Consider the following 14,562-nt stretch of genomic DNA (forward strand, 5'->3'; position numbering starts at 1 on the left):
CGAAAGGCAACGCATTGGGTACCACAGCCCTCACCGGCGCACGGGTCATCGACGGCCGCGGTGCCGCGCCGGTCGACGATCAGACGATCCTCATTGAGGACGACCGCATCGCCTCGGTCGGGCCTGGCGGCGTCCCCGCCGGAGTGACCCCGGATGTCGTGATCGACCTGCATGGACAGACCGTCACACCCGGGCTCATCGACATGCACGTCCACACCGCCCACCCCATCGCCGACTCCGAAGTGTGGGGCGGCCGGATGGGCCGCTACCTGTCCGCAGACGAACTCGCCGTCTGGTCGATGGTCAACGCGCGCCGGGCGATCCGGGCCGGGCTCACCACTGTCCGGGATGTCGGGTGTGCCACCGACTCGGTATTCGCCCTGCGCCGGCTGACCGGCTGGGACGTGACCTTGGGGCCACGGGTGCTGGCCGCCGGGCAACTGCTGTGCATCACCGGCGGGCACGGGCACCAGCTGTTCGGCTACGAGTGCGACGGCGTGGACGAGGCCACCAAGGGCGCCCGACTGCAGCTCAAGCGCGGCGCGGACCTCATCAAGCTCTGCGCCACCGGCGGCGCGGCCACCAAGCACGAAAAGATCACCGAGAACCAGTTCACCCGCGCAGAGATGACGGCGATCGTCGAGGTCGCACACGAGAGGGGCAAGCGGGTGGCGGCACACGCGCACGCCACCTCCGGAATCAAGGCCGCGATCGAGGCCGGCGTCGACACCATCGACCACGGCGTGATCCTCGACGACGAGGCGGTCGCCATGATGGCCGAGGCGGGCACCTACCTGGTGCCGACCCTCTCCATCTACCCGGCGCTGGCCACCATCGGCCCGTCCAAAGGACTGGAACCGCACGCGGCGGAGAAGGGAGCGCAGGTCGCCGAGATCCACCAGGCGAGCCTGTGGCTCGCGCACCAGGCCGGAGTGAAGATCGCTTTCGGTACGGACGCCGCCGGGCCGTACCACCTCATCGGCGGCCCAGGGGTGCTACGCGCGGAGTTCGAGCTGATGGCCGGGGCCGGGATGACCCCGCTGGAGGTCTTCCAGGCGGCGACAAGCGTGTCAGCGGAGGCGCTCGGCCTGGAGGCCGAGATCGGGGCCGTCGAACCAGGCAAGATCGCCGACCTGGTCGTCTATCCGGGCGACCCGCTGACCGACCTCGACCTGATCGACACCCCCGCGATGGTCTTCCGCGGCGGAACACTCTGCGGCATGACTGAGAGCTGGTAACCGTGCTGGTCAACGGATCTGGATACGACGAATCGACGGGACGGTGGGTCGTCCCCGCCACCTACAACGTCGCGGTGGACGCCACCGACCGGCATCCGCCCGGCGGCCTGGCCATCATCCAGCGTGACTTCACGGGCGCCGAACGGTTCGTGACCTGGGCTGAACTACGCGATCTGTCGTTCCGGTTCGCCCGGGTGCTCCTCGACCGGGGCGCGCGCCGCGGCTCGGTGGTGGCGGTGCTGTTACCCCAGTCCCCGGAGGCCGCGGCCGCCTACCTGGGCGCCCTGCGGATCGGCGCGGTGCTCATGACCATGTCCACACTGTGGGCTCCGGAGCAGATCGCCGCCCGGCTGGGGATGGCCGGTGCGGAAGTGCTCGTCTCCGACACCGCCACCCTCACCGAGGTGGACGTGCCCTCTGGCGTTCAGGTCGTCCGGATCGACACCCCGGTGCTCGATGGGGTGAGCGGCAGCCCGTTGACCGCCGAAGGCAGCGCGGACGACCCGGCCCACCTGTACTTCACCTCCGGAACCACCGGTCCGGCGAAGGCACTGGTGCACGCCCAGCGCAGCCTGGTCGGCCACAACGAGTTCGAGTACACCCACGGCTTGCGCCCAGGTGAGGTGTTCTACGGGGCGGGGGAGTGGGCGTGGTCGCACGCCAAACTCTTCGGCCCGTGGCGTCACGGCGCCACCCAGTTGATCTACCGGGCCGAGCACGGAATCGACGCCGTGGGGCTCTTCACCGCGATGTCCGACCACAAGGTCCGCTCAGCCCTGCTCAACCCCACCATGCTTCGCGCCTGCCGCGAGCAGATCGGCGACTCCCTCGCCGGGCTGCCCTGGTCGTTCCGTGGTGCGGCGTCCTCGAACGAGCCACTTGACCCTGGGTTGCGGGAGTGGTTCTCCGCGCTGGTCGGCGCCCCGCTCAGCGAGTACTACGGCCTCACCGAGTCCTATCCGATGCTCGGGTACGCCGTGACCGAGCCGGTGCGCACCCGCTCCACGGGACGTCCGCTCCCCGGCTGGCGCGTCGAACTGCTGGATGCGAACGGCCGCCCGGACACCGAGGCCACCTCGGGGGAGGTGGGCCTGGCCGCCCGGTCGAACCCCCAGTACCCGCTCGGGTACTGGGGTGACGGCGAGGGGACCGCGCGCGCCTTCGGCGGCGACTGGTTCGCCACCGGCGACGAGTTCCGGCGCGAGGACGGCTACTGGTACTTCGTCGGCCGCAACGACGACGTGATCAAGACCTCCGGATACCGCATCGGGCCTGCGGAGATCGAGGACGTGCTTCTGGACCATCCGATGGTCACGGAGGCGGGCGTCGTCGGCACGCCCGACGAGCGGCGCGGTTCAATCATCCATGCCTACGTGGCGGTGCCACCCGGCACCGACGAGCCGGCCCTCGTCGCGGAGCTTGTGGCGATGGTACGCGAGCGGCACTCCAAGTTCGCCTACCCCCGGTTGGTGACCTTCGCCGACCGGCTGCCGAAGTCGTCCACCGGCAAAGTCCAGCGGGCCGAGTTGCGCCGGCGGTCCGCGGCCGGTGAGCAGGCCCGCACACATCACGTCGAATCCGCCCGACGCGGCTGACAAACGACTCAACACCCTCTGGTACAACCGGCGACGAACAGGAGAAGACGATGGGTGAGATCAAGCTTGAGGTCCGGGACGATCGGGTGGCAGTGGTCATGCTGTCGAACCCGGTGAAGTTGAACGCCTGGAACCGGGCGTTGCGCCAACAGATGACCAGCGTGCTCGAACGTCTGAACGCCGCACCGGCCGAGGAGGTCAAGGCCATCGTGCTGTGCGGCGAGGACGGCAACTTCTGCGCCGGCCAGGACCTCGACGAGGCCGTGAGCTGGGACGACAAGTTCGCCGATACCTGGGTGACCGAGTTCTGGCCCTACTACAATCTCCTGCGGAAGTCCCCGAAGCCCGTTGTGGCCGCCGTTCAGGGCGTCGCGGCCGGGTCCGGATTCCAGTTCGCGCTCTGCGCCGACTACCGGGTCGCCCACCCGGAGGCTCGCCTCGGCCAACCGGAGATCAAGTCCGGCCAGGCCAGCGTCACCGGAAGCTGGCTGGTGGCCAAGTCCATCGGCATCACCCAGATGCGGGCACTCGTGCTCACCGCCCGCATGGTCAGCGGAGCGGACTCGTACCGGATGGGGCTCGTCGACGAGCTGACCGGCGAGGACGACGTCATACCGGCGGCCATCCGGGTGGCCAACGAGATGGCGGCGCTTCCGCCGGTCGCCTTCCGGGAGACGAAGGAGGCGCTGTGTGACCTTGAGGACGAGAGCTTCCAGGAGGCGTTCCGGATCGCCGTCGAGCGGCACGCCACGGTCTACGCCTCCGGCGACCCCGAGCGGGCCATCGGCGCGTTCATGGCGAAAAGCGGGCGTACGCCGCAGCGAGCGTGACCCACAGGGTGGACAGGAGAGTAGGGCATGGACGTACTTCCCGAGGCTCCGGCGCTCATCGAGGCACCGGTTCGCCGCGTCTCGAAGCTGCGGCGCCTGCTGCGTGATCCCAGCGGCCTGCTGGGCGTGGTGGTGCTCGGGGGGGTGATCTTCCTTGCCCTCCTGGCACCCTGGATATCCCCGCACGACCCGGAGCGGCAGAACCTGAAGGCCTCGCTGCTCCCGCCGGCCTGGCTGGACGGCGGCGACAGCGCGTACCTGTTCGGCACCGACCGGCTCGGCCACGACGTGCTCAGCCGTACGATCTGGAGTGCCAGGACCTCGCTGCTGATCGGGTTCTCCGCCGTGGCGCTGGCCGTCCTGCTCGGCGTCACCATCGGGGTGTTCGCCGGGTATGTGGGCGGGCGGCTGGAGGACGTGGTCCTGCGGCTCGCCGACATCCAGCTGGCCATTCCGCCGATCCTCCTGGCGATCGTGCTCGCGGCGGCCATCGGGCCCAGCCCCACGACGATCATCCTGGTCCTGGGCGGCACCGGCTGGGTGGTCTATGCCCGGATCACCCGGGGCGATGTGCTCTCACTGCGCGACCGGTCGTTCGTCAAGGCGGCGGTGAGCCTGGGAGCCGGACACGGACGCGTCGTGTTCCGGCACATTCTCCCGCACCTGGTGTCACCGATCCTCATCGTCGCGACGATCGAAATATCGCTCGCGATCCTCGCCGAGTCCTCCCTGTCCTTTCTCGGGCTGGGCATCCAGCCGCCCACCCCGTCCTGGGGCAGCATGCTGGGCGATGGGCGCGACTACCTCGCCTCCGCGTGGTGGCTGAGCGTGTTTCCCGGCATCGCGCTCATGCTCACCGTCCTGTCCGTCAACCTCGTCGGCAACTGGCTGCGCGACGTCTACGACCCGAGGCTCAGCTGATGCCCCCCATGGCCCGGTACATTCTCCGTCGGCTCGGACACGCCGTTCTGGTGGTGTTCGGGGTCTCGATCATCGTTTTTCTGGTCATGCACCTCGCGGGCGGCAGCCCTCTGTCGGTGCTGTTGCCGCCGGAGGCGAGCGAGGCGGAGCGCCGGCAGTACGAAGCGCTTCTCGGCCTCGACCAGCCGTTGTACGTCCAGTACTGGGATTTCGCGAGCCAGGCCGTCCGGGGCGACTTCGGCCAGAGCATCTGGTACGGCCGGCCGGCCGCCGGGCTGGTCCTGGAGCGGCTGCAGGCGACCGCGGAGCTTGCGGTGTCCGGCCTCGGTCTGGCGGTCCTGGTGGCGCTTCCCCTGGGTGTGCTCGCGGCGGTGTACCGCAACCGTACGGTCGACCATGCCATTGGGATCTTCGTGGTGCTGGGGCAGAGTGTCCCGATCTTCTGGCTGGGCATGCTGCTGGTACTCCAGTTCAGCGTGAACTGGCCACTGTTTCCCACCTCCGGCCGCGACAGCGCCCTCAGCTTCGTGCTGCCCGCGCTGACCCTCGCGGTGTACTCCATGGCGCGGCTCACCCGGCTGACCCGGGCGGGCATGCTGGAGGTGCTCAACCAGGACCACCTGCGTACGGCCCGGGCGAAAGGCATGCCGGAACGTGTCGTGATCTTCCGGCACGGGGTGCGTAACGCCCTGATCCCGTTCGTCACCTATCTCGGCCTGGAGTTCGGTGGTCTGCTGGGTGGCGCGGTGGTCGTCGAGACGGTCTTCTCCTGGCCGGGGGTGGGGCGGCTGGCCACCGAGGCGATCTTCAACCGCGACTACCCGCTGGTGCAGGCCGTCGTGTTCATCGTCGCGCTGGTGTTCGTGGCGGTGAATCTCCTCGTGGACCTGCTCTACCCGGCGCTGGATCCCCGCATCCGGCTCGCCTCTGCCAGCTAACCCGGCGTTACGGACCACCTTGGATGGAACGGCATGACGACATCGAACACTCCGCTCGGTTCGGCCGGGGAACCCGTACTGAGCGTTCGCGGCCTCTCGGTCGACTTTCTCGTCAACGGGGAATGGTCCACCGTCGTGCACGACCTGAGCTACGAGGTCCGGCCACACGAGGTGCTGGCGATCGTGGGTGAGTCGGGCTCGGGCAAGACTCAGTCCTCGATGGCGCTCATCGGACTGCTGCCGCCCAGCGGCCGGGCCACCGGCTCGGTCAAGCTGGACGGCACCGAGATCCTCGGGCTGCCCGGAAAGCGGATGTCCGGCATCAGAGGACGCCAGGTCGGAGTGGTCTTCCAGGAACCGATGACGGCGATGAATCCCGTCTACACCATCGGCTTCCAGATCTGCGAAGTGCTCCGGTTCCATCTGGGCATGTCGAAACGGCAGGCCAGAGCGCGCGCCATCGAGCTGCTGCGCCTAGTCGACCTGCCCGATCCGGAGCTGACCGTACGCAAGTACCCGCACCAGCTCTCCGGCGGTCAGCTACAGCGCGCGGTCATCGCGCAGGCCATCGCCTGCGAACCGCGCCTGCTCATCGCCGACGAACCGACGACCGCCCTCGACGTCACCGTGCAGGCGGGCATCCTCGACCTGTTGCGCAGCCTTAAGGACCGGATCGCCTCCAGCATCATCCTCATCAGCCACGACCTGGGCGTGGTCGCCGACATCGCCGATCGGGTGCTGGTCATGAAGGCCGGCCGGGTCGTCGAGTCGGAGAGCTCGGAGCAGATCTTCTACCGTCCGGCTCAGCCGTACACCAAGGAACTCATCGCCGCCGTCCCAACGCTGACGGCCACCGCGGTATCCGAGACGCCGCCTGCCGAGGTCGCCGAGGAGGCGGCGCCGACGGATGCCCTCGTCTCAGCCCGTCGTCTGGCCATCGACTACGGGACCGACCGTGGACCGCGCTTCCGAGCCGTCGACGGTGTCGACTTCCACATCGGCCGCGGCGAGGTCCTGGGGCTGGTCGGGGAGTCCGGCTCCGGCAAGTCGACGATCGGGCAGGCGGCGGTCGGCCTCGTACCGGTCGCGGACGGCTCGCTCGTCATCGACGGCGTGGAACTCGCCGGGATCCGGTCAGCCGATCTCAAGGCGTTACGACGCCGCGTCTCCATCGTCTTCCAGGATCCAGGATCGTCGCTCGATCCCCGCATGCAGATCGCGGACAGCATCGCCGAACCCTTGGTCCTGCACCGGCTGGCGAAAGGAAAAGAGCTGGCGAAGCGGGTCAACGATCTGCTCGACCAGGTCCATCTACCACGCACGATGCTGGCCAGATTCCCCCACGAACTCTCCGGCGGACAGAGGCAACGCGTCGGAATCGCCCGCGCCATCGCCCTTGAGCCGGTCCTGCTCGTCGCCGACGAACCCACCAGCGCACTCGACGTCTCCGTCCAGGCCAAAGTCCTCGAGGTCTTCGAGGAACTGCAGCGACAACACGGCTTCGCCTGCCTGTTCATCAGCCACGACCTGGCCGTGGTGGAACGCCTCGCCAACCGAATCGCGGTCATGCGGCGCGGCTCCCTCGTAGAGGCCGGCCCCACCAGACACCTCCTGGACCATCCCCGGCACCAGTACACCCGCGAACTTCTCGCCGCGGTCCCCGTGGCCGACCCCCACGAACAGCGAACCCGCCGCGAGACCCGCCGCCTACTGTCCGCCCGGGGAACTCCAAGCTAAGGAGTTTGCGAACTGTACCGAAGCCGAACTCAGTCACTGAACTCGCCGATGAGGCACGTCGGGTGCGGCGGGCGAGGCGGGGAAACGGATCAGCCGCGAGGCTGACACCGCGCCCCGGCCCGGCCCTGCTGCAGTTCATCGATTCGGAAGCACCGGCGGATGATCGGCGTGAAACCAGCTCCTGTTGGACAGCGACCCAGCGTCGCACGTTGTCCTTTCGCACATACTCCTTCGGCTGACGCCTCACTAGGCTCCTGGGAAACGGGGATCCGGCTGTTGCAGGAAGGCCGCCGCGAAGGAGGAGAGCGTGACCTATACCGCAGTGGATCCTTACTCCGGAGCGGTGGGTGTTTCGCTCCCCGGCATCACGCCCGAGGACCTCGAACGTACGGTCTCTGCGGCCTTCGAGACCTGGTCACGCTGGCGCCGCGAACCGGCGGATCGCACAGTCGTTCTCGAGCGTGTCGCGGCGCTCCACCAGGAGCGCCGGGACGAACTGGCCGCCATCGTGGTGAGCGAGATGGGCAAACCGATTCGCGGGGCGCTCAACGAGGTTGACTTCTCCGCCGAGATCTACCGTTACTACGCGCGCAACGCCGCCGCGCTGCTGGCGCCCGAGCCGATCCCCATTCCGGGCGGCGTCGCCGAGGTGCGCAGGTGCTCGCTCGGCCCGCTGCTGGGGATCATGCCGTGGAACTACCCCGTCTACCAGGTGGCCCGCTTCGCCGCCCCGAACCTGGCGTTGGGAAATCCCCTGCTGCTGAAACACGCGCCGCAGTGCCCGGCCACCGCCCTGGCGATCGAGCAGATCTTCGTTGACGCGGGGCTGGATCCGGGTGGCTACACCAACGTCGCGCTGGAACTCGGGCAGGTCGCGGGTGTGGTCGCCGACCCGCGGGTGCGCGGCGTCTCCCTCACGGGCTCGGACCGGGCGGGCTCGGCGGTCGCGGAGCTGGCCGGGCGTCATCTGAAGAAGGTGGTTCTGGAGCTGGGCGGATCCGATCCCTTCATCGTGCTCGGCGCGGACGACCTGCAGGCGAGTGTGCGGGCGGCGGTTGAGGCGCGCCTGGGAAACGGCGGCCAGTCCTGCAACGCGGCCAAGCGGTTCATCGTCGTCGACGAGTTGTATGACGATTTCGCGGCAGGGTTCGTGGCGGCGATGGCGGCGGTGGAGCCCGGCGATCCCCGTGACCCCGCCACCCGGCTCGGGCCCATGGCGTCGGAGGACGCGGCGCGGCGGCTCCAGGACCAGGTCGAGCGGGCGATCGCGCACGGTGCGCGGGTCCTGCTCGCTCCCCGCCCGCGCGAGGGCGCGATGTTCTGGCCCGTGGTGCTGGGCGAGGTGAGCTCGGAGAATCCGGCCTTCGCGGAGGAGTTCTTCGGTCCTGTCGCGCAGTTGTACCGGGTGCGCTCGGAGGATGAGGCGATCGAGCTTGCCAACGCGACGGCGTTTGGGCTGGGGTCGTACGTGTTCACTCCCGACGCCGCGCAGGCGGCGCGTGTGGCCGACCGCCTGGATGTCGGCATGGTGTACGTCAACGTCGTCGGCGCGGAATCCCCTGAGCTGCCTTTCGGCGGAGTCAAGCGCTCCGGGTTCGGACGTGAGCTGGGCGCGGCCGGGATCGAGGAGTTCATGAACCGCAAACTCGTCCGGGTGCGGTAAGCACGGTCTTTCCGCGCCGGCGAACCGGCTGATCTTTTGTGGGATCGATCCCACAAATCTTTCGACTTGGGACCGAATGTTCTCCTCGCTGCGTGTGCCCTCCTTCCGGATCTACATCGGCTACCTGATGGCCGCCGTCACCGGCATGTGGATCCAGCGGGTCGCACAAGACTGGATCATGTTCGAGCTCACCGGAAGCCTCGGCAGCGTGGGCGTCAACATCGCCGTGCAGTTCCTGCCGACCCTGCTCCTGGGGGCCTTCACGGGCGTCGTCGCCGACCGGTACCGCCCGCACGTGGTGCTCACGGTGACGACATCGATCTCCGTCGTCCTCGCCGCTCTGCTGTTCACGCTCAATCAGCTCGGCGTGCTCGCTCCCGTACACGTCTACGCGATCGCCGCCGTCTCGGGGACCACCGCGGCGATCGACAACCCGACGCGGTGGGTGCTGGTAAGCGGCATCCTGAGCGCGCGGGACATCAACAGCGCCATCTCCGTCAAGTCCACCGTGCTGGAGTTCGGCTCGCTGGTCGGCCCGCTCGTCAGCGGTCTGATCATCGGGACGATGGGTAGCCGCATCGCCGTGCTGATCGCCGCCGGGGGCGCCCTGACGGCGATCGTCTTTCTGCTGCGGGTACCCGCGCGGGATCGCCCGTTCCCCGAAAGGAGCGGCGGCACCAGGTGGGGCGCCCTGCGCGAGGGCCTGGCCTACGTGCGGGGCAGGCCCGCGGTGTTGTGGGCGCTGGGGCTGTGCGCGCTGCACAGCGTCTTCTTCTGGCCGATGACTCCGATCTTCCTCGACTACGCCGAGCGCGTCTTCAAGGTCGGCGCGGCCGGGTACGGCCTGCTGACCGCCTCGCTGGCCGCGGGCGCGACGCTCGGCGCGCTCGTCTCAGCCCAGATCCGGCGCGAGGGCACGGGCTACCTGTTCGCTGTCGCGGGGGTCGCCGCCCTGCTTCATGCGCTCGCCTCCCTCGCGCCCGGTCCCGCGCTGCTCATGGCGGCCAGCGTGGCGATGGGGGTGGGGCACCTGTTGTTCGTGACCGCCGCCAACGCCGAGGTCCAGGCGCACAGCGACAGCCGGATGCGCGGCCGGGCGCTGGCGCTCTACTACGTCGTCATCAACGGCGGTGTCGTCCTGGGTGCGCCGCTCATGGGGGTGGTGACCACCGCGTGGGGCGCCCCGCCGGCTCTGCTCTTCACCGGGGTGGCGCCCCTGTTCGCGATCGCTGTCCTGTACGCCGGGTACCGTGTCAGGCGCCGGGGCGCGTGAGCAGTTCGCCGAAGTTGTCGGTGTGCGGCAGCACCCACTCATGACCGCGCTTGGTCGTCACGTACTCCGGCCACGGCAGGTCATGCGGGGGCGCGAAGTCGCCGTCGAAGGCCGGTCGCAGGAGCCTCTCCTCAGAGGTGGCGCGGCGTTCCTCGAATTCCGTGCGCGCGGCCTCGCGCAGGGCGTCGTCCTGGACGTACCTGATGACCGTCGTGGCGATCACCTCGCCGGCCCGCACCCAGGTCGGGTCGATGGCCGCGCGCAGGCCGTTGAAGGTGTTGTTCGCCCAGTGCCAGTAGGAGCCGCCGAGTTGGCGCAGGAACGGACGGGAGGTGAAAAAACGGGCGGTAGGGCAGTGCCAGGTGTACTCGGTGTAGTCGTCGGCACCGCTGTGCGTCTGCCACTGTGGCAGGTTGAAGCGCATGTTGGCCTCGGTTACCTCGAGCGGGGTCACCGTCGTATTCTGCGGCATGAACGGATCTTCGCCAGGGGTGAAGCCGAGTTCGGACTCCAGCGCGGCCGCATGCCGGTACACCGACTCCTCAAACACCGGTGCCCCGAATTCAGCAAGGTTGTCGAACGTCGCCTGTGTCAAGGCGTGGTTGGGCAGGCCGGGCCGTACCTTGGACAACCAGCGCATCGACAGGCGGGTGTTGGACATGTTCGCGACGCCGGCGGCAGTTCGCAGCAGCGTGTGGAGGATCGTCTCCTGTACCTCGTGGGACGGGGAGCGCCAGCTGTACTGGATCTGGCCGATCCGCGCCGGCAGATTGTCGGCCGTGGCGAAGTTGGATCCCACGATGGCCTCGTTGAGGGACCACAGGCCGATGCGGGGGAACATGTTCTCCTTGACGACCTTCGTGTTCATCAGCATCATCGCGAGCGCGTCCGTGGCGCCGGGGGAGCGCACCCGGTTGTGGCTGCCCATCGCCGCGTCCACGGCGAAGTCGCCCCACGGGTCCTCGTCCTCGCACTCGAAGGTGAGCATGACAGACCAGTAGTAGCAGCCGAGGGTGTCCCAGAGGGCGGTGTTGTGCCAGTAGGGGTGGTAGGAGATCGCCGCGTCCAGGTCGTCGTAGTAGCCGTGGGCGGCGTGGGTGACCTTCGATCCGCACATCTTCTCGGCCGGCTCGCCGAAGAACTTGAGCCGGACGGGCACGTTCGTGCCCTCCAGCGCGCGTTTGGCGGCGAGCACGCCCGTCAGGCTGCCGACTCCGAGCGTGTGGTGGGAGTCGGTGAAGCCGGGGGCCCACTTGTGCAGGCCCGCCCGTGGGGAACGGTAGGGGACGGGGTCCTGGCTGTAGCCGGGTGTCGCATCGTACTCGGCGTACATGCCGACGGTGGGTCCGCCCCTGCCGTTCTCCCAGGTCGCGCAGAAGGCGGTGGGCATTCCCGCTGAGGACTCCTCGACGTGGAAGCCCTCGGTACGCAGCAGGTTCACGTACGCCTCGGCCGAGCGGTACTCACGCCAGGCGGGCTCGGCGTAGTCGAAGATGCGCATGTGGAAGTCCGACAGCCGGGCCCGTTCCGCCGCGATGATCTCGATGGCTTTCCGCTGCAGCGCGTCCATTGTTCAAATCCCTTCTCATGCGGTGCCGGGCTACGCTGCGTGTTCCTTGGTCAGCAGGTTCTTGACGCTCGGCCAGTGGGCCAGTACGCGCTCGCCCACAGCGACGTTCAGTTCGGTCTCGATCGGCTGGCGGACGATGAGTTCCCTGCGGTCGTCCCCGCCGCCGTGCACGATGATCTTGCGTGATTCTCCGGCGTAGATGACCGCGGAGACGGTGCCTTCGAGGTGGGAGCGTCCGCCTTCGGCGAGGACGGTGGTCTTGTCGGCCGCGTCCGTGAGCGAGATGCTCCACGGGCGGACGATCACGACGGGACGGTCGCCCGGCGACAGGCGTTCCAGGCCGTCCTCGGCGGCCACGTGCCAGGTGTCTCCCTTGATCTCCACGCGGGAACGGTCGGTGACGAGCTCGTCGGATCGGAACACGTTGGATTCCCCGACGAACTCGGCCACCAGTGAGGAGTTGGGCTTCTCGTACATCTCGGCCGGAGTGGAGTACTGGACGAGCCGTCCGTGGCTGAGCAGCGCGATCCGGTCGCTCATCGTGAACGCCTCCTCCTGGTCATGGGTGACGTTCACCACGGTCAGGCCCAGCTCACGGGAGAGCTTGAGGATCTCGATCTGCATCGACTCCCTGAGCCGGCGGTCGAGCGCGCCCAGCGGCTCGTCCATGAGCAGGATGCTCGGCTTGGTGACGATGGCGCGGGCGAGCGCGACGCGCTGCTGCTGACCGCCTGACAGCTCGCGGGGCAGTCGGCGGCGGAAGTCCTCCATGTGCACGGCGCGCAGGGCGCCGGTGATCAGCTCGTCGCGCCGGGCCCGCGGCACCTTGCGCATCTCCAGCGGGAAGGAGATGTTCTTCTCCACGTTCATGTGGGGGAAGAGGGCGTAGTTCTGGAAGACCATGCCGATGTTGCGCTTGTACACCGGAACCCGGGTGACATCGGTGGCGTCCAGGGTGATCAGGCCGGAGGTCGGCTGCAGGAAGCCGGCGAGGATCCGCAGGAGTGTGGTCTTCCCCGACCCCGACGCCCCCAGCAGCGTGACGAACTCGCCGGGCTCGATGGTGATGGACACGTCGTCGAGCGCGAGGAACGAGCCGTACCGCTTGGAGATGCCCTGCAGGTCGACCTGGGTGCCCGGCGCTGTTGATCCGTTATGCGACACCTTGCCGCCTCCGTCCGCGGTTCAAGTTGACCAGTGCGATGACGATGAACACCACCATCGAGATGAGCGTGAGCAGGGTGCCGACCGCCGCGGTCGACGGCTGGATGCCCTCGCGCATCTGGCCCCAGATGACGACCGGGATGGTCCGGAAGCCGGGGGTGTTCAGGAACTGGGCGACGATGACCTCGTCCCACGACGAGCCGAACGCCAGCAGGCTCCCCACCAGCACCGACGGCGCGATCTGGGGCAGCACGATGCGGAAGAGCGTCACGGCCCGGGAGGCGCCGCAGGCCAGCGCCGCGTCCTCGACGTTCTCCTCAAGCGCGGCGAACGCCGCCAGCGAGTTGATGAAGACGAAGGGGATGCCGATCACCGAGTGCGCGATCGCCAGGGAGGGCACGTCGCCGCCCAGCCCCAGCCGGCTGAAGACCATGTAGATCCCGATCGCGATGACCACGACGGGGATCAGGATCGGGCCGATGCCGGCGTTGACGATCAGCCGCCGCGGCACGGCCGTGCCCCGGGCCGCCATGAAGGCGATCGAGACCCCGAACACGGCCGCGAGCAGGGCCGCGAACAGGCCGACCAGGAGGCTGTTGCCGAACGCCTGGAGCCAGCCCCGGTCGGTGAGGATCTCCTCGTACCAGCGCAGGGACGCCTCTTTCAGCGGGAACTGGATGATCTCACCCGCGCTGAAGGAGGTGACCGTGACGATGATCGTCGGCGCGACGAGGAAGATCGCGAGCAGGATCCCGAAGGCGATCGTGAACTTACTTGGCCGCATTCTTCCTCCCGTCGATCGCGGCGTTGCCGACGATCGCCCCCAGGCCGACGAAGCGGGTGGCGATGACCAGGATCAGGCCGACGAAGACCAGCAGCACCACCGAGAGGGCGGCGGCCCGGCCCGGGCGGAGGAAGTCCTGCACCTCGCGCGCGACCATCTCGCTCACCAGCTCCTGGCCAGGACCACCGAGGTACATGGGCGTCAGATAGAACCCCAGGCCGATGACGAAGACGAGGATCGCCCCGGCGGCGACTCCCGGCAGCGAGAGCGGAAAGGTGATCCGCCAGAACGCCTTCACCGGTCGCGCGCCCATGCCCAGCGCGGCCCGTTCGAGGTCGACGTCGATGGTGCGCAAAGTCGCATAGATCGCCAGTACGGCGTACGGCAACAGCACATGGGTCATCCCGACGAAGACCGCGAACATGTTCCTGATAAGCGGCAGCGGCTGGTCGATCACCCCCAGGTCCTGCAGGAACTGGTTGATGATCCCCGTGTTGTTGAGGATGGCCCCCCACGCGAACGTCCGCACCAGCGAACTCGTCCAGTACGACGTCAACAGCATGGCGCCCAGCAGCAACTTCACGAACGTGGACGATCTCGCCATGAGATAGGCGTAGGGATAGGCCAGGACCAGGCACACCAGCGTGACCGTCAGGCTCATCCCGACCGTGCGCAGGATCGACCCGAGGTAGCGCTCGTTCGTGAAGATCTCCAGGTAGTTCTCCGGCCCGGGGTCGGTGAAGCTGCGGATCACGATGAGCACGAGGGGGATGCCGAACACGGCCCCGAGGAAGACAATGCCCGGCAACCCGGCGAGGGTCCAGAAGTTCATCCCACGCGACGGGTTGC

General features: G+C 68.3%; 12 protein-coding genes. 8 read left to right on the top strand and 4 right to left on the bottom strand.

Annotated features, from left to right (window positions below; genetic code table 11):
• Positions 1-14: 14 nt before the first annotated feature.
• The 8 genes from KIP79_RS19335 (at position 15) to KIP79_RS19370 (ending at position 10,195) form a co-directional block, all read left to right on the top strand.
• On the top strand, positions 15-1,238 hold the full coding sequence (locus KIP79_RS19335) for an amidohydrolase family protein (RefSeq protein ID WP_214106241.1): 1,224 nt from the start codon (positions 15-17) through the stop codon (positions 1,236-1,238).
• Positions 1,239-1,240: 2 nt separating this feature from the next.
• A complete protein-coding gene (locus KIP79_RS19340) occupies positions 1,241-2,833 on the top strand; it encodes an acetate--CoA ligase (RefSeq protein ID WP_214106242.1) in 1,593 nt (530 codons plus the stop codon).
• A gap of 50 nt (positions 2,834-2,883) precedes the next feature.
• Positions 2,884-3,663, top strand: a complete 780-nt coding sequence (locus KIP79_RS19345; RefSeq protein WP_214106243.1) for an enoyl-CoA hydratase/isomerase family protein — start codon at positions 2,884-2,886, stop codon at positions 3,661-3,663.
• A gap of 27 nt (positions 3,664-3,690) precedes the next feature.
• Positions 3,691-4,584, top strand: coding sequence for an ABC transporter permease (locus tag KIP79_RS19350; RefSeq protein WP_214106244.1), 894 nt, complete (start codon positions 3,691-3,693; stop codon positions 4,582-4,584).
• Positions 4,584-5,522, top strand: a complete 939-nt coding sequence (locus tag KIP79_RS19355) for an ABC transporter permease (RefSeq protein ID WP_214106245.1) — start codon at positions 4,584-4,586, stop codon at positions 5,520-5,522. Before KIP79_RS19350 ends, KIP79_RS19355 begins: the two co-directional genes overlap by 1 nt.
• Before the next feature lie 33 nt (positions 5,523-5,555).
• Positions 5,556-7,259, top strand: coding sequence for an ABC transporter ATP-binding protein (locus tag KIP79_RS19360; RefSeq protein WP_214106246.1), 1,704 nt, complete (start codon positions 5,556-5,558; stop codon positions 7,257-7,259).
• Between the two features lie 307 nt (positions 7,260-7,566).
• The gene (locus tag KIP79_RS19365; RefSeq protein ID WP_214106247.1) at positions 7,567-8,922 is read left to right on the top strand and encodes an NAD-dependent succinate-semialdehyde dehydrogenase; all 1,356 of its coding nucleotides are present in this window, start codon (positions 7,567-7,569) and stop codon (positions 8,920-8,922) included.
• A gap of 76 nt (positions 8,923-8,998) precedes the next feature.
• The gene (locus KIP79_RS19370) at positions 8,999-10,195 is read left to right on the top strand and encodes an MFS transporter (protein ID WP_256447333.1); all 1,197 of its coding nucleotides are present in this window, start codon (positions 8,999-9,001) and stop codon (positions 10,193-10,195) included.
• Here the strand turns inward: KIP79_RS19370 and KIP79_RS19375 are convergent.
• Genes KIP79_RS19375 through KIP79_RS19390 form a run of 4 tightly spaced genes read right to left on the bottom strand, consistent with a single transcriptional unit; the run spans position 10,176 to position 14,545 of the window.
• Positions 10,176-11,765, bottom strand: a complete 1,590-nt coding sequence (locus KIP79_RS19375; RefSeq protein ID WP_214106249.1) for a zinc-binding metallopeptidase family protein — start codon at positions 11,763-11,765, stop codon at positions 10,176-10,178. The two genes, KIP79_RS19370 and KIP79_RS19375, sit on opposite strands and share 20 nt — an antisense overlap.
• Before the next feature lie 30 nt (positions 11,766-11,795).
• On the bottom strand, positions 11,796-12,929 hold the full coding sequence (locus KIP79_RS19380) for an ABC transporter ATP-binding protein (protein WP_214106250.1): 1,134 nt from the start codon (positions 12,927-12,929) through the stop codon (positions 11,796-11,798).
• Positions 12,919-13,713, bottom strand: coding sequence for an ABC transporter permease (locus KIP79_RS19385; RefSeq protein WP_214106251.1), 795 nt, complete (start codon positions 13,711-13,713; stop codon positions 12,919-12,921). The genes KIP79_RS19380 and KIP79_RS19385 overlap by 11 nt, the downstream gene beginning before the upstream one ends.
• Complete coding sequence (locus KIP79_RS19390; protein ID WP_214106252.1) at positions 13,700-14,545, bottom strand: ABC transporter permease; 846 nt, start codon at positions 14,543-14,545, stop codon at positions 13,700-13,702. The genes KIP79_RS19385 and KIP79_RS19390 overlap by 14 nt, the downstream gene beginning before the upstream one ends.
• Positions 14,546-14,562: the final 17 nt, after the last annotated feature.

It is taken from the genome of Acrocarpospora catenulata (assembly GCF_018476525.1).
In the GTDB taxonomy this organism is placed as follows: domain Bacteria; phylum Actinomycetota; class Actinomycetes; order Streptosporangiales; family Streptosporangiaceae; genus Acrocarpospora; species Acrocarpospora catenulata.